The organism is Sphingobacterium multivorum (genome assembly GCF_900457465.1).
GTDB lineage: Bacteria > Bacteroidota > Bacteroidia > Sphingobacteriales > Sphingobacteriaceae > Sphingobacterium > Sphingobacterium multivorum.
On the sequence record NZ_UAUU01000004.1, the window covers coordinates 37,984 to 60,887 of the forward strand.

12 protein-coding genes are annotated in these 22,904 nt (G+C 41.3%); 5 read left to right on the plus strand and 7 right to left on the minus strand.

The window, feature by feature from the left end; translation table 11 throughout:
- Positions 1-10: 10 nt before the first annotated feature.
- Positions 11-637, plus strand: a complete 627-nt coding sequence (locus DTA23_RS06300) for a LuxR C-terminal-related transcriptional regulator (RefSeq protein ID WP_070569509.1) — start codon at positions 11-13, stop codon at positions 635-637.
- Positions 638-646: 9 nt separating this feature from the next.
- Here DTA23_RS06300 and cydB read toward each other — a convergent pair whose 3' ends face one another.
- Both cydB and DTA23_RS06310 read right to left on the minus strand, forming a co-directional pair.
- Positions 647-1,723: a cytochrome d ubiquinol oxidase subunit II gene (gene cydB / locus DTA23_RS06305; protein ID WP_070569513.1), complete on the minus strand. Its 1,077-nt coding sequence runs from the start codon at positions 1,721-1,723 to the stop codon at positions 647-649.
- A gap of 6 nt (positions 1,724-1,729) precedes the next feature.
- Positions 1,730-3,067 carry a cytochrome ubiquinol oxidase subunit I gene (locus DTA23_RS06310; protein ID WP_112374156.1) on the minus strand — a complete coding sequence of 446 codons (1,338 nt, stop codon included), beginning with the start codon at positions 3,065-3,067 and terminating at the stop codon, positions 1,730-1,732.
- A gap of 226 nt (positions 3,068-3,293) precedes the next feature.
- On the opposite strand from DTA23_RS06310, the gene DTA23_RS06315 reads away from it, so the two are divergent.
- From DTA23_RS06315 to DTA23_RS06330, 4 genes are all read left to right on the plus strand, one after another.
- A complete protein-coding gene (locus tag DTA23_RS06315) occupies positions 3,294-4,280 on the plus strand; it encodes a hypothetical protein (protein WP_070569519.1) in 987 nt (328 codons plus the stop codon).
- Between the two features lie 439 nt (positions 4,281-4,719).
- The gene (locus DTA23_RS06320) at positions 4,720-7,815 is read left to right on the plus strand and encodes a SusC/RagA family TonB-linked outer membrane protein (protein WP_112374157.1); all 3,096 of its coding nucleotides are present in this window, start codon (positions 4,720-4,722) and stop codon (positions 7,813-7,815) included.
- A 32-nt stretch (positions 7,816-7,847) separates the two neighbouring features.
- Positions 7,848-9,458 (plus strand): RagB/SusD family nutrient uptake outer membrane protein, encoded by a 1,611-nt coding sequence (locus tag DTA23_RS06325; protein WP_112374158.1) that lies wholly within the window; start codon positions 7,848-7,850, stop codon positions 9,456-9,458.
- A gap of 73 nt (positions 9,459-9,531) precedes the next feature.
- Entirely contained in the window at positions 9,532-10,866 is a 1,335-nt protein-coding gene (locus DTA23_RS06330) for a sulfatase-like hydrolase/transferase (RefSeq protein WP_239468711.1), read from the plus strand.
- Between the two features lie 116 nt (positions 10,867-10,982).
- Here DTA23_RS06330 and bglX read toward each other — a convergent pair whose 3' ends face one another.
- From bglX to DTA23_RS06355, 5 genes are all read right to left on the minus strand, one after another.
- Positions 10,983-13,259, minus strand: a complete 2,277-nt coding sequence (gene bglX, locus DTA23_RS06335) for a beta-glucosidase BglX (protein ID WP_112374160.1) — start codon at positions 13,257-13,259, stop codon at positions 10,983-10,985.
- Between the two features lie 165 nt (positions 13,260-13,424).
- Positions 13,425-14,810, minus strand: coding sequence for a glucoamylase family protein (locus tag DTA23_RS06340; protein WP_112374161.1), 1,386 nt, complete (start codon positions 14,808-14,810; stop codon positions 13,425-13,427).
- 76 nt (positions 14,811-14,886) lie between these two features.
- Positions 14,887-16,317, minus strand: a complete 1,431-nt coding sequence (locus DTA23_RS06345; protein ID WP_112374162.1) for a RagB/SusD family nutrient uptake outer membrane protein — start codon at positions 16,315-16,317, stop codon at positions 14,887-14,889.
- Between the two features lie 21 nt (positions 16,318-16,338).
- Positions 16,339-19,440 (minus strand): SusC/RagA family TonB-linked outer membrane protein, encoded by a 3,102-nt coding sequence (locus tag DTA23_RS06350; protein WP_112374163.1) that lies wholly within the window; start codon positions 19,438-19,440, stop codon positions 16,339-16,341.
- 265 nt (positions 19,441-19,705) lie between these two features.
- On the minus strand, positions 19,706-22,543 hold the full coding sequence (locus tag DTA23_RS06355; RefSeq protein ID WP_172462338.1) for a helix-turn-helix and ligand-binding sensor domain-containing protein: 2,838 nt from the start codon (positions 22,541-22,543) through the stop codon (positions 19,706-19,708).
- Between the last annotated feature and the right edge of the window lie 361 nt (positions 22,544-22,904).

Sequence of the window (22,904 nt, forward strand, 5' to 3'; positions counted from 1 at the left end):
AAGCGGAGTCATGAAGATAATTGCAGTGTTAGACGATCATCCCTTATTGTTGGAAGGTGTCGCTTCTTTTCTCAATAATCAGGATGGGTATCTCGTATACCCCTTTTTGGAAGAGATTGCGTTAATTGAATTTTTAAAGATCACGGGGGCCGATCTCATCCTGATGGATATGCAGCTGTTAAAGACAAATGGGGTGGATGTCTGTACACAGGTGAGGAAACTGTTTCCGATGATTCCCATTGTTGCATTGAGCAATTTAGCCGATGGAAACCTTATTTTTCAGTTTATGCAGGCTGGTGGAAATGGCTATATCTTAAAGGATGTTACCAACGAAGAATTCCTGCGCTGCGTAGAGCTCGGGCTCGATGGGAAAGAGGCCGTTTGTGATCGGGCAAAAGAACTTTATCGTGGTGCAATTTCGACGATCAGCGGTCTACCTCGGCTTACACAGCGTGAAAAAGAGATTTTGACGTTGATCTCCAAGGGACTTACGACCAACCAAATTGCTGAACAGTTGTTTTTAAGTCCAGTTACGGTTGAAACGCATCGACGCAATCTCCTGACTAAATTCAAAGTTAAAAATATGATTGAGCTCGTACAGCTGGCAATGAAACATAAGTTGTTGGGACTCGAATAGAGACCGCTCTTAATGTTCGCCGTAACCCACGTCATCCAGCTTACCTTTGAAGACCCTAAATTGGATGATAAAATAGGCAATCACCAGAATTGCGGCAAACATAAACCAGCCTAAACCTACGGAAAGACCATATTCATGCGCCGCCGCATTTTGAATCGTCAAGGAGGGGTTTACGTCATTCGTTGAAGGCAATACTATCGGGAACATGGAAGCAACGGTCGTCGCAAAGCTCCCTAGGATGAACAGCGATGAAAATAGGAAGCCAATACCATCTTTTTTAAAGGTTTTGATCCAAAATTGTCCAAGTAATCCAACGGCAGCTATCACAGGGAATATCCATAGCCAATAATGATTTTGAAGATTGTTAAGGGAGATGGGTTTCACATAATGCCATACATAGGCCGATAGTATGACGAGAATAAGCAAGACAAAGTTGAGCTTAAAAACAATGTTCTTTAGTCTCGTGTTCAATGTACTGGATGTTTTCAGAATGACCCAGCCTGCGCCGTGGATGGTTAATGTAACGACGGCAACTAAACCTAATATGATAGTGAACCAGTCTATGATGCCTTGATGTTGGGCTAATGGGTCAAATGTCGGGTTCCAAAGTGCCAAGAAGAAATAGTGCGGCTCTTGGGTAGATACACCATTCTCTACCATACCCAGGTTTACTCCGCGAACGACATTGCCCAGCGCGGCGCCAAAGAAAAGTGCCAGCAACAGGCTTGCGAGGCCGAAAGCCTTATCCCATAAAGCTTCCCAAAGACGATGATGAACCTGACCTCTGAGTTCAAGACTTATTGCTCTAAAAATAAGTAACCAAAGTACAAGCATTAGGGGAAGGTAGAAACCACTGAAGGAGGAGGCGTAGAGTGTGGGGAAAGCAAAAAATAGGACACCACCAGAGGCGATGAGCCAGACTTCATTGGCATCCCAAAACGGCCCAATTGAGTTGGTAACAGCTTTTTTCTCCTGTTCGGTCTTAGCAAAGAATAAATGGATAATTCCCGCTCCAAAATCGTACCCATCGAGTACGATATAAATTCCCAGCATAAAAGTTAATACGATAAACCAGAATATTTCCATAGCTAATTAGGTTAATGCAACTGTCGTTTCAGGACCTTTTCTAATGATCTTCAAGACTAACATCAGAAATAACAAGCCCAAAAGAATGTACAAACCGACGAAGCCGAGAAAGGTAAATAATGTATTTCCGGAAGATACGGTAGGGGATACACCGTCTACCATTCGCATGAGATTATAAACAAGCCAAGGTTGCCGTCCCAGTTCAGCTGTATACCAACCTGCAGTATTCGCGATGTATGGAAAAGGAATCATAAACATGATGATCCACAATAACCATTTCGTTTGATACAATTTGTTCCGCCAAAGCAGTAGCGCTCCCAGGACCATAATGCCGATGAATATGGTACCCAGCCCTACCATGATGTGATAACTGTAATACAGTCCGGGTACGTTGGTTGGATGTAAGGACTGGTCAAATTCATTTAATCCTTTGATTTCTGCATCCCAGCGCTGGTAGGTGAGGAAGCTCAAGACATTCGGCACCGCTATTTTATTGTCCAGCTTTTTGTTTTCCATGTCGGGTTGGCCGACCAGGATAATCTCGGATCCGCCTTGCTCCGTTTTGAAAATGCCCTCCATGCCGGCAAAGGCTGCGGGCTGATATTTGACTACGTTTTTGGCGGCAAGGTCTCCCGTAGGAAATGCCAACATAACTGATGAAATGGCGCCGAAGATGACGCCACTTTTAACGAATATCTTTCCAAACTTACTATGCCGGTCACTTAGGAGATAGAAAGCTCCAATAGAGGCCACAAAAAAGGAACTGGTCACCAACGAAGCGGCTTGATTATGTAAATAAGATGGCCATAACCATGGATTATTGAATAATGCACTAAAATTGTTCAGCACAAATTTGCCATTTTCAAGAATCTCATACCCAACAGGGTGCTGCATCCAGGAATGTGTGGCGATAATCAGGAAACCACTAGCCCAAGATCCAATAAAGACCATGAGTCCGGATAAAAAATGGAGCTTATGCCCCAGCAACTTCTCTCCAAAAAGAAACATCCCCAGAAATGATGACTCCAGGAAAAAGGAAAACATACCTTCCATGGCTAAGGTCTGTCCGATAATACCACCCGTAAGTTCAGAAAATTTAGCCCAGTTGGTACCAAATTGAAACTCCATGGGGATACCTGTTACAACGCCCATGGTGAAGTTAAGCGCAAAGATTTTCATCCAAAATTTGGATGCATGGTTGTAATCTTCGTTTTGTGTCCGTAGAAATTTCCATTTGAAATAGACGATCATGAGGGATAAACCCATGGTCAATTGAGGGAATAAATAATGGAATGTAATCGTAAATGCGAACTGAAGTCGATTATAGAGAATCATATCTTCCATGTAGCCGAAGTTTTGGTTAAAAGACAGCTAAATATAACCTTTTATTCGCGTATATAGCCATGAAACCGTTTTATTTTTTGATAAAATAACGGGACTTTTATTGTTTTCTGTACGCATTGTAAAATCTGAACCTCAATAGCAGATATCAATCAGCGTAATCTCTTTTTTATCTTATCTTCGCCCGAATTTAAAACGGACTTGAACGGTAGAAAAGAGCATTAGTGAAATGAAGAAAGTGCTGATTTTGATGGGTATTCTATTGATACCTATATTTTTTATTGTATTGAATAATACGGGGCGGGGTACAATCGCTAAAGATAATATTGTGTTTCGAGATAAATTATCTGATTACAATTTATTCAAAGGCAAAATTGCTGATCTTGTTCCAAACGACCAGGGAATTTCCTATGAATTAGCCTCCACCTTATTTACAGACTATACCGATAAAAAGCGCGTCATCTTTCTTCCCAGGGGAAAAAAAATGATCGCCTCAGATGATGGTTTGCCCAGCTTCCCCGATGGTACCCTAATTGCCAAAACATTTTTTTATCCGCAAAAAGATGCGGCCGGAGATGTACGACAGCAATTGCTTGAAACACGGCTGTTGATTTATAAAGACGGACAGTGGAATGCAGCAACCTATCAATGGAATGCAGCCCAAGATGAAGCTTTGTTGTTGATGGACAGTGCTTCCGTGCATGTTTCGTTTTTGGACAGCAAAGGTGACGAGCGACAAACAAATTATATTATTCCTTCACGAAACGATTGTATGGCATGCCATCGACAAGGAAATCAGCTGTTTCCGATATGTCCAAAGATCAGAAATCTGAACCGGATAATCGGTCACGATGGTGACAGCATTCAGCAACTGGTGCAGTTGACCAAACAGGGGGCTCTCGATCTGAAGTCCTTCAAAAGCTTCACGAATTTACCGAGTTATGATGACCTTGCCCAATCAACTGCAAGTCGTGCGCGAGCTTATTTGGAAATCAACTGTGCCCATTGTCACAATCCGAAAGGGACAGCCTACATGACCATGCTGGATCTTCGTTATGAAAGCCCCATGCATGAAACTGGAATTTGGTTGAAACAAGCGAAGATTATTGGACGGATGTCTACGCTTGGAGAGATGCATATGCCTCAAAAGGGAACCACCGTACTGCATGATGAAGGAATACTGCTGATTAAAACCTATCTAAAAACTTTAAAATAAGCATTCATTGCTTAACCTTAATCGGTAACCTTTTACGGCTACCAGTCTGCTTATATAGTCCCTCTGCAGGTCTCGTATATTTATTTTAAGAAAATCTATAGAATTAGTAGATTATATTAAATTTACTCCTATATTTGTGAAAAGATAACAGATCGCTGTTGAAAATATGCATTACTTTTCAGCGTGGCGTATTAACACATTATTATGGAACATATCAATATTAGTAAAAGCACATTTTTCGTAAGTATTACTGCAAAGTCTCTGAAGGCTAAATCCCCTGATGTAAGAAAGATGCGAATGTGTCATATAGGATAATTTCCCTTATCTTTTCTCAAACTGACAGCAGGGGAGGCGCTCGCTTCCCCTCATGTCTTCAAAATAAAAACAAGTTTTCGATTGGCGTTGGCACTTGTTCGTATTCACCATTAATACTTTATCTATGAAAAATCTTAGGGTACTCCGGTATTCTACCTTGTCGCTATGTTTATTGTTATCTGGCGTTGGGCATCAGGTATATGCGCAAACAGATGTTAAACCGATTGTCAATGCTTCCTTATCAGGCTATGTATATGATAGTCAACGTAAGCAGCCTATTGAAGGCGTAACCATTCAACTCGAAGCTGTAACGCATGTTGTTACAACAGATCAAAAAGGTTTTTTTCAAATTGTAACGGGACAGAAATTACCATTTTCCATTACACTCTCGCGCATTGGCTATAAGAAAAAGACCTTGTTAGTTTCCGAATCTCCCACAAAAATTGAATTAGAGCCAGTTACACAGGACCTGGATGAGGTGGTGGTTGTTGGCTATGGAACTCAGAAAAAAATCTCGTTGACCAATTCAATCGCCAGTATTGATGGTGATAAATTGACGAAAAGACCAGTTTCTAATACGCAGCAGGCTTTGCAGGGCTTATTACCGGGGGTGACTGTTCAAGACCTTGGTGGAAAACCAGGGCAATCGGCTGCCAATATTCGAATTAGAGGATTGACGACATTTAATACCAATTCGAGCAGCACCAGTGGATATGATCTCAGCAAGAATAATGCTTTGGTCATTGTGGACGGAATTGAACAACCCTGGTCCAAGTTAAACCCCAATGATATCGCTTCAATTTCAGTCCTGAAGGATGCGGCTTCCACGGCGATATATGGATCACGTGCGACCAACGGTGTAATTATTGTAACTACCAAAAGTGCAAAATCTGGACATGTTGTGATTGATTATAATGGCTACTACGCCTTACAAAAATCAATCAACACCCCAAAGCAGATGGACGCCGTATCCTACCTCCAATTGCAACAGGACGCCTACCGTAACGCGGGGCTGGCTGTGCCGGCGCGATTTACTGACGAATCAATAACGGCTTATCGGACTGCGACCGATCGCGAAAAATATCCTTTACCGAATACATGGTTTGATACACTGTTGAAAACAGCTCCTCAACAAGACCATGCCTTGTCATTCGCAGGTGGAAATGACATTCTACGTTCTAGATTGGCGGTTCGTTATAATAAACAGGATGGTATTATTGATCATTATGGCGCTGAACTGGCGGATATTAGGCTAAACAACGATTATAAAGCAAGCTCTTGGCTTAATTTTACAGGAAGTATAAACTACCGATATAGCAAAGCCGCTGAGCCTGGACGTGATCCGATCAACAACTTTCTCCATGGCTCGATGTGGGTGGTGCCTAAATATGATGATGGTACCTATGGATTGAGTACTCAAGGCAATAACCCCTTGATGCTGATTGAGAAAAGTGGTTTTAAAAAGGTTAATGAAAACTACTTAAGCTCCATCGTTAAAACCGACATTCAATTGTGGAGAAATTTGTTATTTACGTCCCAATTTGGTGTAAGAGTGAACCTAAATAATACCAAAACCTTTTTGAACGCTTTTGAAAATAAGGACCGAAATACAGGTATTGTAAAAAGTTTTCCGATCAATTCATTAAACGAAATTCGTGATAATAGCAGCGAGTATACATGGAACAATCTGTTGACCTATCAATTGGCGGTTGGGCCAAATCATATTAAGGCACTTGTTGGCTATTCACAGATTCACAATTACCAAAATTACTTGACGGCTTATCGTGAAAGATTCTACAATAATGATATCACCTCCATCGGACAGGGAGCCGATGATGCGACCAAAAACAATAATGGATATGATGTGCAGTATGGCTTGCGTTCGTTTTTTGGTCGGGTAAATTACGATTGGGATGGCAAGTATCTGCTCGAAGTGAATGGGCGTTACGATGGTTCATCCCGTTTTGCGGGCGACAAGCAATATGGTTTTTTCCCTTCGGCATCAGCAGGATGGCTCTTATCCAAGGAAAACTTTTGGGAACCTATTCGAAATTCGTTGAACGAATTCAAAGTGCGTGCTTCCTGGGGCAAGACAGGAAACCAATCGGTAGATTTGTATAGTTATTATTCTGCCCTCATTGCGGCAGGATATGATTTTGGGGGTAAATCTGTACAGGGGTATCGACTGGACAGTTATGCCAATCAGCAATTGGGCTGGGAGTCTACGATGCAGTATGATTTGGGCTTGGATGCCGCTTTCCTAAACAATCGCTTGACTTTTACCCTGGATTACTATAAAAAGGTAACTGACGATATTCTACTAAATCTGGATATTCCTGCCGTTTTGGGATTAAAGCCTTCACCCCAAAATGCGGGAACAGTACTGAATCGCGGTTGGGAATTCAGCGCAAATTATCAGAAAAGACCAAGTGCGCCTGGGGCTTTTGCTTACCAGCTGAATGGAAATTTAAGTATCAACCATAATGAAGTAACCGATCTAAAAGGTACTGGACCCTACATTGCCGGATCGGATATTGACCCAAGGTATATTATTGCTAAAGGACTTCCGATCAACACACTTTGGGGATATAAGACCGATGGTCTCTTTCAGTCTGCGGAGGAAATTCAAGCTTATGGCGCTATGTATGCTACAAATACGAAGCCCGGAGATGTGAAATATGTGGATTTGAACGGCGACGGGGTGATCAATGCAAATGACATGGCCGCTATTGGCAACTCTTTCCCCAAATATACCTTCGGAATAAATGGGAGTTTCACCTTTAAGAATTTTGATCTTGATCTGCTCTTTCAAGGTGCAGCAAAAGTCGATACCCGATTGTCAGGAGCATTGGCTGAGATGGGAAATCAGGAAGGCTTTACACACGAAATATTTACAAACAATTATTGGACACCAACACATACGGATGCACGCTTTCCGCGCGTGGTCAAATATGATTTGCGTAATGTCGCAACCTCGGACCGTTTAGTGGTTAACGGTTCTTACCTGCGGTTGAAAAACATACAGGTTGGATATACAGTGCCACTACATGCTATCGGAAAGACAGCAATCAACAAACTTCGGGTATACCTATCCGCGACGAATTTATGGACAATTTCAAAATTGAATGAATGGAACCTGGAGCCTGAAGCGGAATCTGGACGAGCGGTATATTATCCGCAAACCGGCCTTTATACACTGGGCGTCAATTTGACGCTGTAGTGTGATTGTTAATAATATATAATTGAAAACGAATGAAATTTTACAACTATCTATATCAAAAAAGAAACCTGATTTTCAGTTTCGGACTGTTTTCGCTTATGCTGATTAGCTGTGATAAGAATCTGTTAGATGCTGTACCTACCGACCGCCAGTCGGAAAATATATTTTGGAAGAGCCAAGCCGATGCGGAGCTAGCTGTAAATGCGCTCTACAACGACCTGGATGGAGCAGAAATCTTCTATTCCGATGCATTGACGGATATAGCCCATGTCAATCAGCCTTTCGCTGTGGATGCCTATATTGAATTGGGTACCTATGATGCTTCAAGTTCTCGGTTGTACAACACCTGGAGCAGTGCCTATAAAGGAATCGGTGCAGCCAATTACTTTTTGGCGAATGTTGGTAAAATCGAGGGCAGCAAAGATGAAACATTGATTGCTCGATATATCGGCGAAGCGCGCGTGTTAAGAGCCTATCAATATATCAAATTGGCCTATTTATTCGGTGCAGTTCCTCTGGTAAAGGCACCATTGACACTACAGGAAGGAAGAGAAGTACAACAAGCGACGCTATCTGAAATCTATGATTTTATCGACAGCGAATTGGAACTGGCTGCGGCAAGTTTGCCTGAAAGCTACTCCAGTAACGATATCGGACGCATAACCCGTTGGGCCGCATTGGGCCTGAAAGCCCGGTCGGATTTATATGCAGGACGTTTTGCAGCAGCAGCAAAGGCAGCAAAAACGATTATCGATGGCAAACGATTCGAGCTTTACCCTTCGTACGCAAATCTGTTTACGTATGCAGCTGAAAATAACAAAGAGGTATTGTTGGATAAGCAATTTCTGGAGAATATATACACGCAAAGTGTCTTTAACCTCTTAGCCTCCTATAGCCAACAAAATGGGCAGAGTACCTATGTGCCTACCAAAGCCTTGGTCGATAGCTATACCACATCCAAAGGCGATTTAATTACGGATGCCAATAGTGGTTATGATCCCAAAAATCCCTATAAAAATCGTGACCCGAGGCTTGCTTTTTCAATTTTTTTGGATGGCGATCCACTTCCAAATGGAGCAATTTTTCATCCAGCACCAAATAGTGGGACTGCCGATGCTGTGGGGAGCACCTATATTGCTTCTACAACAGGTTTCAATATAAAGAAGTATATCGATAAAAAGGATTTGGCAAACCCTTCTAAAAGTGGCTTGAATATTATACTATTACGTTATGCTGAGATATTATTGACCTATGCGGAAGCAAAAATTGAGCTCGGCGAAATTGATGGCAGTGTTTACGATGCCATCAACCAAATTAGAAATTCACGAACGGATGTAAAACTTCCAATAACAAGTAATCAAGCAAATCAGGAGCAACTTCGCCAGTTGGTTCGTCGCGAGCGTACGGTGGAACTGGCATTTGAGGGGTTGCATCTCGCGGATATAAGACGATGGAAAACTGCTGAAAAGGTTGTTCCTGGTAAAGTGTATGGCATCACCTATCAAAATAATAACGGAGAGGCAGTTGTCGTTGAAGCAGCCTCTGAAAGCCGTGTTTTTGATGCGAAAAAGCATTATCTCTGGCCCATTCCACAACGGGAAATTAACCTCAATCCGAATTTAAAACAGAATCCAAATTGGTAAAAATTGTTATCTTGTGGCACGAATCCAATTAACTCATACAACTATGATGCGATACACTAAATTTATGACCGCTATGGCTTTATTTTTACTGGTGGCTTTTGCCAATGCCCAGCAAAAAAAGCCTAATATTATCTTAATTTTGACCGATGATCTCGGATATAGCGACATTGGCTGTTATGGAAGTCCGAATATTTCAACCCCCTTTTTGGATTCGATCGCCAGTAAGGGCGTGAGAGCAACAAACTTTATGGTTTCTACGCCCTCGTGTACACCTTCAAGAGCTTCTTTATTAACCGGGAGATATGCTTCACGTTATAATCTTCCAGCACCAATCGGTCCAGGCTCAGATTTAGGCTTGCCTGATGAGGAGGAAACGATTGCCGAATTATTAAAAAAGGTAGGCTATCGGACAGCATTGGTCGGAAAATGGCATTTAGGAGATAAACAAACTTACCATCATCCTAATCAGCAAGGCTTCGATTCTTTTTATGGCATGCTGTATAGCCACGATTACCGCGATCCTTATGTAAAGACCGACTCTGTCATTAAGATCTTCCGGAATCGGAAACCTGAAGTCGTGGCACCCGACGATTCGGATCTGAGCGCACTTTATCACAAAGAAACAGTGAAGTTTATTGAAAATCAAGATAAAGATCATCCATTCTTTTTATACTATGCGCATAATTTTCCACATCTTCCTTTGGCATTTGCCAACAAAAAGAACCGATTTGCAGATCAGCAAAATGCAGGCCCTCTGGGTGCGGTGATGCAGGAGCTGGATCATAATTTTTCGGAGCTCTGGAAAACGGTTGAGCGAAAAGGCCTCGCCGATAACACCATTTTAATTTTTTCAAGTGATAATGGTCCCTGGATAGCTTATCCATCGCGAATGTCTGACGATCACGCTACAAAGAACTGGCATGTGGGTACTGCAGGTGTCTTCAAAGGTTCTAAAGCCGAAACAACAGAAGGTGGTGTCCGTGTACCGTTCATTGTTTATGGAAAGGGCTATGCCCAAGAAGGGAAAGTTCTTCGACAGGCAATTAGCAACTTGGATGTGTTGCCGACCATCGCCAAATGGACCGGTGCATCATTGCCGAAGAAATCTATCGATGGTCAAGCGATCGATTCTTTATTGAACGGCAAATCGGAAGATTTAAAAACAGCACATAGACCAATATTTTTAGTGAATTATGGACATGTTGAGGCGGTTCGGTCAGGTGACTGGAAGTATCGTCGGATAGCAGGCGGAGTCAATCAGATTTCGGGTAAACCTTATGATGCTATTGAAGAACTACATAACATTGCCTGGGATCCGAGTGAAAGAACCAATATTTTAACGGAATATCCAGAAAAAGCGGCGGAATTGCGTTTATTGTTTGAAAGCTTTGATGGGAATATGGAGTAGCTAGAAATAGCAATGACTAAACATAGACATCGTTAAACATAGACATCGTTAAACATAGACAAGGCGGCACTTATTTTCGAAGTGTCGCCTTGTTTTTTTATAGAGATGCAATAGATTTAAAGCAATTCAAACTCTTTTTCTTTGACATCACGGCTGTTGGGACCAATGTAGACTTTGAAAGTTCCTGGTTCGGCAACGTAATTCAGATTGTTGTCAAAAAATTTGAGATCATCTACTTTGATGTTAAAGTTTACCGTTTTTTGATCTCCTTTTTTGAGGAATATTTTTTGAAAGCCTTTTAATTCTTTTACAGGACGCGTGACAGAACCAACAACATCCTGGATATAGAGCTGCACGGTTTCTTCCGCATCATAGTTTCCTGTATTGCAGATGTCGATACTTGCTAGCAGCGTACCTTTATCGTCAATTGTGTTGCGGTCAAGACGAATTTCACCATAGGTAAACGTCGTATAACTTAATCCATAACCAAAAGGGTAGAGTGGGGAATTGCTTACATCGAGATAATTTGATTTGAATTTTTCAAAATCGCCCGAGTTTCCGTAGGGTCTACCGGTGTTTTTATGCGCATAATAGATCGGAATCTGACCAACATTGCGTGGGAAGGTGGCGGTAATCTTACCTGAAGGAACGACGTCCCCAAATAAGACATCGGCTACTGCTTTTCCTGTTTCCGTTCCGCCAAACCACACATTTAATATGGCTGGTACGTGAGCATCTTCCCAGGTAAGCGTAAGTGGTCTACCCGTAAATAACACCAATATAACTGGTTTTCCTGTTGCCAGTAATGCTTTTAACAGGTTCTGTTGATTTTTCGGAATATCCAATTCGGAGCGACTGGAGCTTTCACCCGACATTTCTGATGATTCACCAAGGGCAGCCACGACCACATCGGATTGTTGAGCAACTTTTACAGCGTCTGCGATGATCTCCTCTTCTTTTCGGGAATCGCGTGTTATGGTACGGCCAAACATGGTTGCATGCTTTTGGTAAATTGGATCTTCCAACAGATTGCTGCCCAGGTGTGTGAGGATATTGACTTGATTACCCAACACGGCTTTCATTCCCTCCACTAAAGAGGCTGTTTTGTCCAATTCAGCACTGACACTCCATGTTCCGGGCATATTTGGACCTGAATTGGCTAATGGACCAATGACAGCAATTGTACCTGTTTTTTTTAATGGAAGTGCTTGGTTTTCATTTTTCAGCAAGACAAAAGATTTTGCTGCAATTTCCCGGGCTTTGGCATGATTGGCAGCCGATCCGATTACAGTTTTTGCCCGTTTTTCGTCACAATAGCAGTAGGGATCGTCAAATAAGCCTAATTTATACTTGGCTTCCAAAACAAACCGGCAGGCCCTATCGATGTCTGCTATTTTGACCTTGCCCGCATCTAAAGATTTTTTTAGTGTCGTCAGAAACCCTTCACCAACCATATCCATATCAACGCCAGCATTCAGGCTTAAGGCCGAGACCTGTTGGAGGTCACCGAGGCCATGTGCTGTTAATTCGTTTACAGCAGTGTAATCAGTTACGACCAATCCTTTAAAGCCCCATTGCTTACGTAAGACATCCGTCATTAACCATTTATTTGCCGAGGCAGGGACACCATTGATATCGTTAAAAGAAGTCATGATACTTCCTGCTCCCGCATCTATCGCTGCTTTATAAGGAGGTAGATATTCGTTGTACATGCGGTGAAGGCTCATATCCGTGCTATTGTAATCACGACCACCTTCGGCTGCACCATATAAGGCGAAATGTTTGACACAGGCCATCATGGTGTTATGTGCTGCCAGGTTATCCCCTTGGAAGCCATGGACGATGGCTTCTGCAACCCGCGAGCTTAGATAGGTATCTTCACCCGCACCTTCGGAAATACGGCCCCAGCGTGGATCGCGCGAGATATCGACCATGGGCGAAAATGCCCAATTAATTCCATCAGCGGTAGCTTCTTCGGCGGCAATACGTGCCGATTGTTGAATCAAGTTCATATCCCAGGTAGCAGCAAGACCTAAGGGAATTGGGAATACCGTACGATAACCGTGAATGACATCCATTCCAAAAATGATAGGTATTTTTAAGCGGGATTGCTTGACGGCTATTTCTTGCGTTTTGCGAATTTTCGCTGGTGTGCTCATGCTGAAAATACCACCGATTTGGCCGTTTCTAATTTTGGTATCCACATCGGTGGATACAGTGGTTCCAGTTGTCGCTTCGCCACCGGTTACCAAATTAAGTTGTCCAATCTTTTCTTCGACAGTCATCTTAGCCATAAGCTGATCAATGAATGTGTCCATTTTCGGATTGGATTGCGCTGGACTTGTATGCCAGGCGAGCAATGCAAGAAGGAAAGTACCTACTACTTTTTTCATCGTATTATTTTTTTTGTGCGCGTGGATTTTGCTTTCCGCGCAATAGGGTAAGTTTATGTCAAGTGCTCAAGATGATCCCTGAGTTTTCTTGATCAGATGTCCTGTTATTTTGGTGGAAGGAACCATTTTCAACGTGTGACGGATTGAAAATGATTCCATAGGCCACTACTTTAAATAAGGACTGGTAAAACCGAGTTTCTTTAGTCCTTGTTGAATTTCTGGAGCCTGCATAAATAGGTCCCAGATTTTTCCGGTTCTGTAGTTTTCGATCATGACAATAATAGGCCCCTGATCGATGGCTAAATAACGTTGTGGATACCAATTTGCCGTTTCACTGTAGGCATCATAGTAGCCATATTTACCCCAGATTTTATTGCCGAGCTGATTGTTTAAGTATTGTGCAAACTGTATGCTTTCATGTGGGGCGTAGGGCATAGACGATAAAGCCGCTGTAGGGGAGATCACACCAGGATCGTTGTCTGGATGATGTGCATCGTAACCGTTGATGGAATAGCTGGCCGTCCAGCCCCAACCTTTCGTTGAACCATAGCCTTTGTACCCTTTTGGGTTCAGATCGGCGTATGCCAAATTGATCTTAACATGATTGCTTGTCGCTTCCCAATAATCTGCGTATTGGTCTTTTAATCCTTTGGGGCTCAATCCTAGATAGGAGTAATGTTCCCAGAAGAGCGGGCCCACTTCACCTTCTTTGGCATTGTGCTTTAGCACGAGTGGAATGTCATATTTTTTAGCGGAGCTTTTAATTGCACCAGATCTTGCCCATCCCTCGTGATACACCTGGGGTGCAATCGGATAAGTAGGGGATGAGGCTGCCAAAATATAGGTAATAAGACACTCGTCATATCCTCTGACGGGATGATTTTGCTGGAAGTTAAATTTAGGGCTCCAATGCCAATAAATAACATTTTGTCCGTTTGTATAGTGATTCCAATTGATTTCTTTCCATAGCTTGTCTGCTTTTTGAGCGATCAGTTTGGCGGAATCACCTTTATCTTTTAGATACTCCCGGATAGCAATTAATCCCTGCGCTAAGAAAGCCGTTTCGACAATGTCGCCACCGTTATCTTTTTCACTGAACGGTTTCGCTGTACCCAGTTCTCCATCGTACCAGTGTGCCCAAGCTCCTTTAAACCGTTCGATTTTGCCTAGATAATCCATGATGTGATTCAACTTTTGAATGCCTTGTTCCTGGCTGATAAAACCACGTTCCATCGCGACAATCATACCCATGAGTCCGAAGCCACTACCACCTATGGTCACGACATTACGATCATTTTGGGTGTATACACCATCCATATGGATGCGTTCTCTAGCGAGACCAGAAGTAGGTTCGGCACCCTCCCAAAAATATTGAAATGTATGTTGCTGAATAGTGGTCAATAGCGAATCTTCATTGATCTTGCTTCCGCTGGTTGAATCAATTTTTGAGGGACTGTCTGGACTGCTATTAGCAGTGTTTTGGCACGAACTGCTGAGAATAAGCGCCAAAGCTATACCGCTAAGTGCTGGATATGCTATTCGTTTTCTCATGGATATGTTGTTTAATTCTTGAAAAAATGTTCAAACGACCTATGGTCGTTTGAACTGCGTTATTTTGTGTAAATGATTACCAACCGGTATTTTGAGGCATTTCTGGTGTTTGGATACGTTGATTCTCTGGAATTGGAAAAAGCAACATTTTATCCTGGAAAGTTTTTCCATTGGCAGCCATGGCTGTTTTTGCCTGTTTTGTACGCACCAGATCAAACCAACGGTCGTGTTCAAATGCCAATTCAAGACGCCTTTCTTTCCAGATCAATTGACGGAGCTGCGTTTGGTCGGTTGTTGTTACATTGGCTAATTTTACGCGTGTGCGTACGGTATTTAATGCATTCAGCGCTTCACTGCTATTGCCAACCTCATTTGCGGCTTCGGCCAGGATAAGATAAATTTCACCCAGACGGAGGTAACGTACGTTTTTATCACCGTCAGCGGCACCTCCATTTGCTGAGGAATACGCTTTTTCATTATACATTGGGTTTTCTACACCATTGTCAATCAGACGGCCATCGTAAAGGGTTTCACCCCTGAAAATAATTGTGGCATCCCGGCGGATATTGTCTTTTTCGGCATTGAAGGCATCCAATAAGTTTTGGCTTGGGATATTAAAACCCCAGCCTAAGTTGACCGCTCCTCCACGAGGTGCCTGTACTTGACTATATTGTTGGATACCATGTGCGATAGAGGTGCCCCTTGCTTGAAATTCAAATAATGATTCGGGACCATTTTCCCCAGCCAAACGCCAAATTGTTGCGTAATCCGGTTCGAGACTATATCCTCCAGATGTGATGACAGTTTTCGCCATGTCGGCAGCTTGTTGCCATTTGCTTTGATACAAATAGACTTTCGACAATAACCCTTGTGCGGCACCTTTGGTCGCTCTACCTAAATCTTTTGCAGCATAAGCAGATTTGAGTGGAAGATTGTTGATAGCAAATTGTAAATCCGCTTCAATATAGGCGTAAACTTCAGCTGCGGGTTCTCTTTTTATTAAATCACGTTCTTGGATAGGAACATCGCCCCATCCGCGGACAAGATAGAAATAGTTCAATGCACGCAGAAAACGAGCTTCGGCAATCAATCTGTTTTTATAAGCTTCGTCTGTCAGTCCAAATTTTTCTGTGTATGCAATAGCTTGTGTAGCCCGCCCTATGGATTTATACCAACGTGTCCACATGGAAAGAAAGGAACCCGTTGTTGAGGTGTAAGTCAACTCGTCTAAACTTAACTTGTCACCACCGGCATCTGTCGCTGAACTACCTTTATCCGCATTATCGGAAAGCATATCCGTGATACCGATGTAAGAGAAAGAATAATCCCAATCAGTAAACATTCCATATACACCATTGACAAATTGCTCGGGTGTGTAGATTTCTTCACTGTCTTCGGCTTCAACATATTCTTTAGAAGGTACATCTAAGAAGTTGTTGTCTTTACAGCCTTGCAATGCAATGCCCCCACTAAGAAGAATTGCTATATAAAGTTTGTTAATTTTCATTGTCTTCAAAAACTAAGGTGATTAAAATTGCATGTTAAGTCCAAATAAGAAATTACGTGTCGTTGGATAAGCTGAAAGCTCAATACCAGAAGTTAAATTTGGACTACCGTCGCCGGCAAGTTCAGGAGAGAAACCACTATAATTCGTAAATATAAATGGATTCTGAGCAGTAACATATAATCTTAATTTAGATCTCGAGCTATATAAGTTATTGAAAGTGTATCCTACAGTGATATTATTGATACGGAAATAAGCGCCCGATTCGAGGAAATAACTCGAAGCCCAATATGCTCTTTCTGCACCGGGATGTTCATTGGTTGAACCTGCGCCAGTCCAGCGATTTTCAAAAGTTGATAACGCGATGTTCTCACCTGCATTGGAACGAACGCTATTTAAACCATTGTAAACCTTATTGCCTGCGACACCATATCCGGAAACATTAAAATCAATAGCTTTATAATTAACACCAACATTGATACCATATGTTGAAGTCGGTAAAAATGATCCAAAGAAAACCTTGTCGCGGGAATCGATGACACCATCTTCATTTTGATCCTTGTACTTCAGATAGCCAGGTTTTGCAGCACCAAACGATGGGTAATTTTTTACATCTTCTGCATCTTGAAAGACACCATTTGCCTCAAACATCCACCAGCCATAGATCGGTTGTCCAACGCGAAGCTGTTTGGTAATCTCCCCATTATTTAAACTGCCTCCAGTAGCACGGTCATAAGCTGGGACCACTTCCGTTACTTTATTTTTATTGTATGAATAATTAACACCGAATGTATAACTGAACTCCGGACTTATACTTTTGTTCCAATTTAAGGCCACTTCCACACCTTGGTTTAATACTTTAGCACCATGCGCATAGAAGTTTTTTTCGGATGGAGAGGTGTAAGTCGGTGTGACATCAAGAATAGTATTGGTATTCAGCTTATGATAGTAGTCAATGGATCCTGAAAGCTGATTGTTTAGAAACGCAAAGTCTACGCCAGCGCCCGTTTCTCTGGTTACTTCCCAGGTTAGATTTACGGCTGGAGTGCCATATGCGCTTCCATAAACCATATTCTGTTCAGGACCAAAAACGTAGTTGTAATTTGAACTTTCTGGACTTGTTAAAATTGTGGAAACATTTAGCGGGATATCTTGGTTACCTAATTTACCCCAGTTTCCGCGCACTTTCAATAAATTAATCCAGCTGGCATCTTTCATAAAGCTTTCGTTGGTTACCGTCCAACCTAATCCCACCGATGGGAATGTACCCCAGTATTTTCCTGTATTACGGAAAACACTTGATCCATCTCTACGCAATGTTGCCGTTAAATAATATTTGCTATCGTAATTGTACTGCAAACGTCCAAAATACGAAGCTAAGGCCCTCGGAGTATAAGAGGTTTGTAGCGCAACAATACCATAATTGGTTGTTCCTTTTGCAAGATTGATATTCCAGTATTGCTCTTGTTCAGGTACATTATAACCCGTTTGGCTACTCATGCTGTTTATGTCGTATTTCTCACGCGACATCCCCACAACCGCCTCAATATGATGCTTGTCAAAATTCTTGTTAAATGTTAAGAAATTCTCGATAGACCAGCGGAATTGTTCTAGATTTTCATATTTCAAGCTGTTGTCTACATAATCAAGCGCTTTTGGATTGTTTTCCTTTAATTTGATGAAATCAGATTCATTCAATAAAGTATTAGCATTTAACCATTGATCTTTTACATTATTAAAAATCCGTTGTTTCGAATAAAATTTATTCCCGCCAATACGCGAATTGATTTTCAGATAATCTGTAATCTTAAATTCTCCCTCAAAACTTCCTTGTAAGCGTAGCGTATTTGTTCTTTCATTTTGGCGTAAAACCTCATACACTGGATTTCCAATAGAATTTAGATTTCCGATGGCTTGGCCTGGTGCGGCCTCAATGCCAGCGACACCTGTTGTTGTATTTACACGACCTAAACCGTAACGGCCATTATCAAACATAACGGGCGCAAGTGGCGACTGACGGTAAGCCGTGGTGAAAGCACTATAAGGCTTAGGTGTTGCATTTGTTAATGTAAGATTTAAATTTTGGCTGAACTTTAGGCGGTTGTTTAAAAATTTATATACGTTGTTATTGCGTATGGTATTTCTTACAAATTTTGAGCCTTCAAGAATACCATTTTCGGTATAATTGTTTGCTGATACGAAGTAATCAACTTTCTCAGTTCCACCAGAAATATTAACAGCATTATTAAATACAGAACCTGTACGTAATAATTCGTCATACCAATCTGTATTATATTTTTGATTCTCAGCTAAACGGTAAGACCCATTGGTCGAGGTGAGGTATTCATTTGCAAATATTCTAAACTGATCAGCGTTGGCCATTTTCACGCGGTTCAATACGTTTTTTATACCCGCAAAGCTTTCATAATTGATGTTTGTTGTTCCGGTTTTACCTTTCTTCGTCGTCACGATAATAACGCCATTAGCCGCCCGAAGACCGTAAATAGATGCGGAGGATGCATCTTTTAAAACATCCATAGATTCAATATCGGATGGGTTGATATTATTAATATCTGTTTGTGCAATTCCGTCGACAATATAGAGTGGATTCCGTCCTGATAATGCAGTTCCTAAGCCCCTGATAATGACATTGGGTGATGACCCCGGAGCTTCATTTGCAATAATATTGATACCTGCAGCTTTACCTTGGATGGATTGCATTGCCGACATGGCAGGTTGCTTCGTGATATCGGATGATTTCAAGGAGCTGATCGATCCGGTCAGATCTGCTTTCTTTTGTGTACCATAACCGATAACAACAACCTCTTCCAATGCTTGATTTTGATTTTCTAAGAATACATTGAGTTGCGTTTGATTACCAATGTATACCGTTTGTGTGCGATAACCCAGAAAGTTAAAGACCAGTGAGTCGGTAGGAGAGGCATTGATTTGAAATTTCCCCGTTGCGTCGGTTTTTGTAGATACTGCTTTCCCTTTGATACTAATGGTGACGCCAGGCATGGATATCATGCTTGTGCCATCTTTGACCACTCCTTGTACCGAAGTTTGTCCATAGGCAACCGATACGACCATGGATGTCAAAAATAATGCGGATAGATTCCTCATATCGTTAATTTTTGGTGTTTGTTTAAAATACGTTGGTTATTTCCCTGAAGCAAATATGTTGATGTAGTACAACTTTGCCAAAATTTAACATATTCACATCACTACTACATGAAATTTCGGCTTGCTCAGGCTACCTTTTATTGTATTTTATGTTTTTGATAATCAGTATTTTGTGTTGTTGTTTTTACTGAAATAACACGAGCTTTAGTGTGTTTTATACACTAAAGCTCGTGTGTGGTAATGATGTAGTGTCTGTGATGAAAATTTAACGTTCCATCAGGAATTCAGAAAGGTTTTTGTCTGTTGGAATGCCTAACTTTTTGCGTAATCGATAGCGTCTAATCTCGACACCGCGTGTACTAATGTTGAGTAATGAGGCAATTTCCTTACTCGACATATTGAGCCTTAAATAGGCACATAGTTTCAGATCATTGGGGACGAGATCAGGAAACTCTTGTTTCAATTTCTTGAAAAAATTCTCATGTGATTCGTTAAAGCTTCTTTCAAAAATATGCCAGTCACGATCGTCGTTATGGGCATCATCGATAAGCTTGTTTATCTTTTTCAATTCATCCGAACTCAGCTTGTTGCCATCAGCATCTTTAAGCTGTTTGAGCTCGGCGTGTAAATTGTTCAACATCTCATTTTTGTAAACGATATTGAGTGCCGCATTGGCAAGTTCTTTATTTTTTAATTGAAGCTGATCTTCTAATTGCTGGTTTTTAAGTTTAATCCAGTCCTTTTCTTTTTGCTCTGTTTCGCGTTCCAAGGCAATCTTTTTCTCTTCTAGCCATTTTCGCCGTATTTGAAACTGACGCTTGCGCTCCCGTTGAAGATTAAACCTGTAAGCTAAATAGATGAGCGTTATCAGGACGAGTGTATAAAATAACTTCGCCCACCAAGAAAGAAACCATGGATGCCGAATGGTAAATGAAAATGTCTGGACTTCCGAAACTGACCCCATATTGTCCTTCGCCCTGATTTTAATTTGAAACTCTCCATAAGGTAGATTTGTGAAATCTTGATAGGCAGTTTCACTCCATTCGGACCAATTGTCTGAGTAACCTTCGAGATAATATTGGTATTGAAGTGGCGAAGTCGAATAATATGGACTTGAAAAGCTAATTCTAAGATTATTGTCCGATGATGATAGTTTAAACGCTGAATCTGGGATAATAGCCTGGCCTGTTGTCAAGTTGACAAGTTGCGCTATTTGCGGAAGTGGCAACCTGTATTTTTGTAATTTATCGGCATGACGGTAGATCGCAAATCCATCATCTAAACCGATGAGATAGTATTGGTTTTCAATCGGGAGAATGTTTTCATAGTTATTCATCATTCGATCCTGTAAGGGACTGAGCAGATTGGAGTCAATATGCAATTTGCCCTTACTGTCAAAATCTACTTTAGCAATTTTAGTCTTCTGAATAAACCAGTAGCTGTTTGTATTGATCGGTATGACCTTATTTGAATTTTTATAGCTGCCTAACGCTGTGTTTAATTCATTGGCATAGCTGAATTTTTTCACAATATTGTCGAATTGGAGAAATCCGCTGTCTGTAGCAAATACAAGATTATTTTCTAAGGTATAAATCCCCGTAAATTGCCTCTTTGAAGCGATACTATCCTGTTTGGAGGAAAATAAAATCTTTGCCTGCTGGAAATTCGCATCAAGTCCGAGTAGTTGTATCTGTCCCCAATCGCCAATCCAAAAGGCATGGTTATCTTTTTGCGCCAAGAATCGAACCGGTTCTTTAACGCCTGTGAACTGCTGAACGAACGCTAGGTGTATACCATCGAACGTGAATTTCGATAAGCCTGTATAGTTCCCCTGAAGAATATTTTTTGTTCCAAAAATAGGTTTGAAAACCCATCCTCCGGTAATCTGAGAGATCTTTTCAAGCTTCCCGTTATCTAATTTGAAGGTTCCGTCATTATGTCCACAGATCAACTCATCACCAAATTGTGCTAATGTCCAAACCTGACCATTTGAATTTGGAATCTGAGAGAAATTTAATGAATTGTAATTGGTCAATCCCTTCCATTCACTTGAAAATAAGCCCTTATTAGTTCCAAGATAGATTTTTCCCTGATAGATGATCGATGTATAAACGGTACCTATTTTTCCGACAAAATCAGTGTAAAATGATAATGGGGAATTGATTTCAATGCGGTCAATGCCATTATCAAGTCCCACCCAGATATTCTTCTGATTGTCCTTGACAATGCTGAGTACAGTATTGTTTTGGAGACCATTGTTTTTATTGATATGTTGAATGACCTGCCCATTTTTATTGATGATAATAACACCGTTTTGGATGGTGCCAAAAGCATATTGTCCATCGTAGAGGTATAAGCCATTGTTTATTTGTGACTGGCTTAAGAGCTGATTTGCCGGAGCAGCCCAGGGTAGGATTGTTCCATCGGCTTTCATCAGGTAGAGGCCGTTTCGCGAGGTCGCAATAAGCGAAGTCGTTGCGTCGTAAGGTAAGATGGCAAGTACATTTTTGTCTTTCAAGACATCTTTTCCTTTTACAGGAATTAATTTATCCTGTTTAAATTCATGCAGACCACTTGGTAGCTGTTCAAAAAATAATTTATTGTTGAGCTGATGCGGAAATAAAAAAGGCTCACCTTTAGCCGTTAATTGCCGTATACGATTGTTTTCCCAGATATAGGATTTCGAAAATGTATGAAAAAATACCCGTTGGTCTTCTACAATGATTTTCCAGATTTCTTCGTTTGGAAAGTAGGTTTTGTCCTGTACCAGCTTAGAGAGACTTTGATAAGTCAAGTTTCCAAAGGGTTTGGAAGTCCAATAGCCAAATTCACCTCTTCCACCGGTGTAAATCTTGCCATCTTTACCGATTGCGACACTTCGTACCGTGGAATGATTAGGAAGCGGAAAGATGCGCCAATATTGTCCGTCGAACTGCAATAGACCTTCGGTATTGGCACTATAAATACGACCATCTTTGTCGACATCCAAAGACCAGTTTTGATTTCCAGCCTTGTATTGGTCTTTTTTGTATTGTTTGACAAAAGGCGTACCTGTGGGTATGATTGTTTGACAGTAACCCTCGGGCAGTAAAAAAAATAACATGCTGCAAAACCAAAAGATATAGACGTTCCTATATTTTTTTGTTGTCATCGACTCCCTCACTTTAAATTGATTTGTGGGCAATATATCGATTTTATTGCAAAATTGATAATCTCTAGCGTTGTAGGATGCTCCGGCAGATCGCTAGCTTATTTTGAAGATCAACCGATCGATTGTTGGAAGAAAAATTAGCAGCTGCCAAGGGGTTTATTTTTCTTTTTTTTTAAAAACCATTTAATTGTGTTGAAAATCAGGAATGAAGCCATTTATTCCACTAATTTGAACAAAAAATACTCCTTTTGCTGTAAACGATTTTTGATATTTGAGTTCATTTACTTCGTTAAATAACCAAATAAACCAAAAC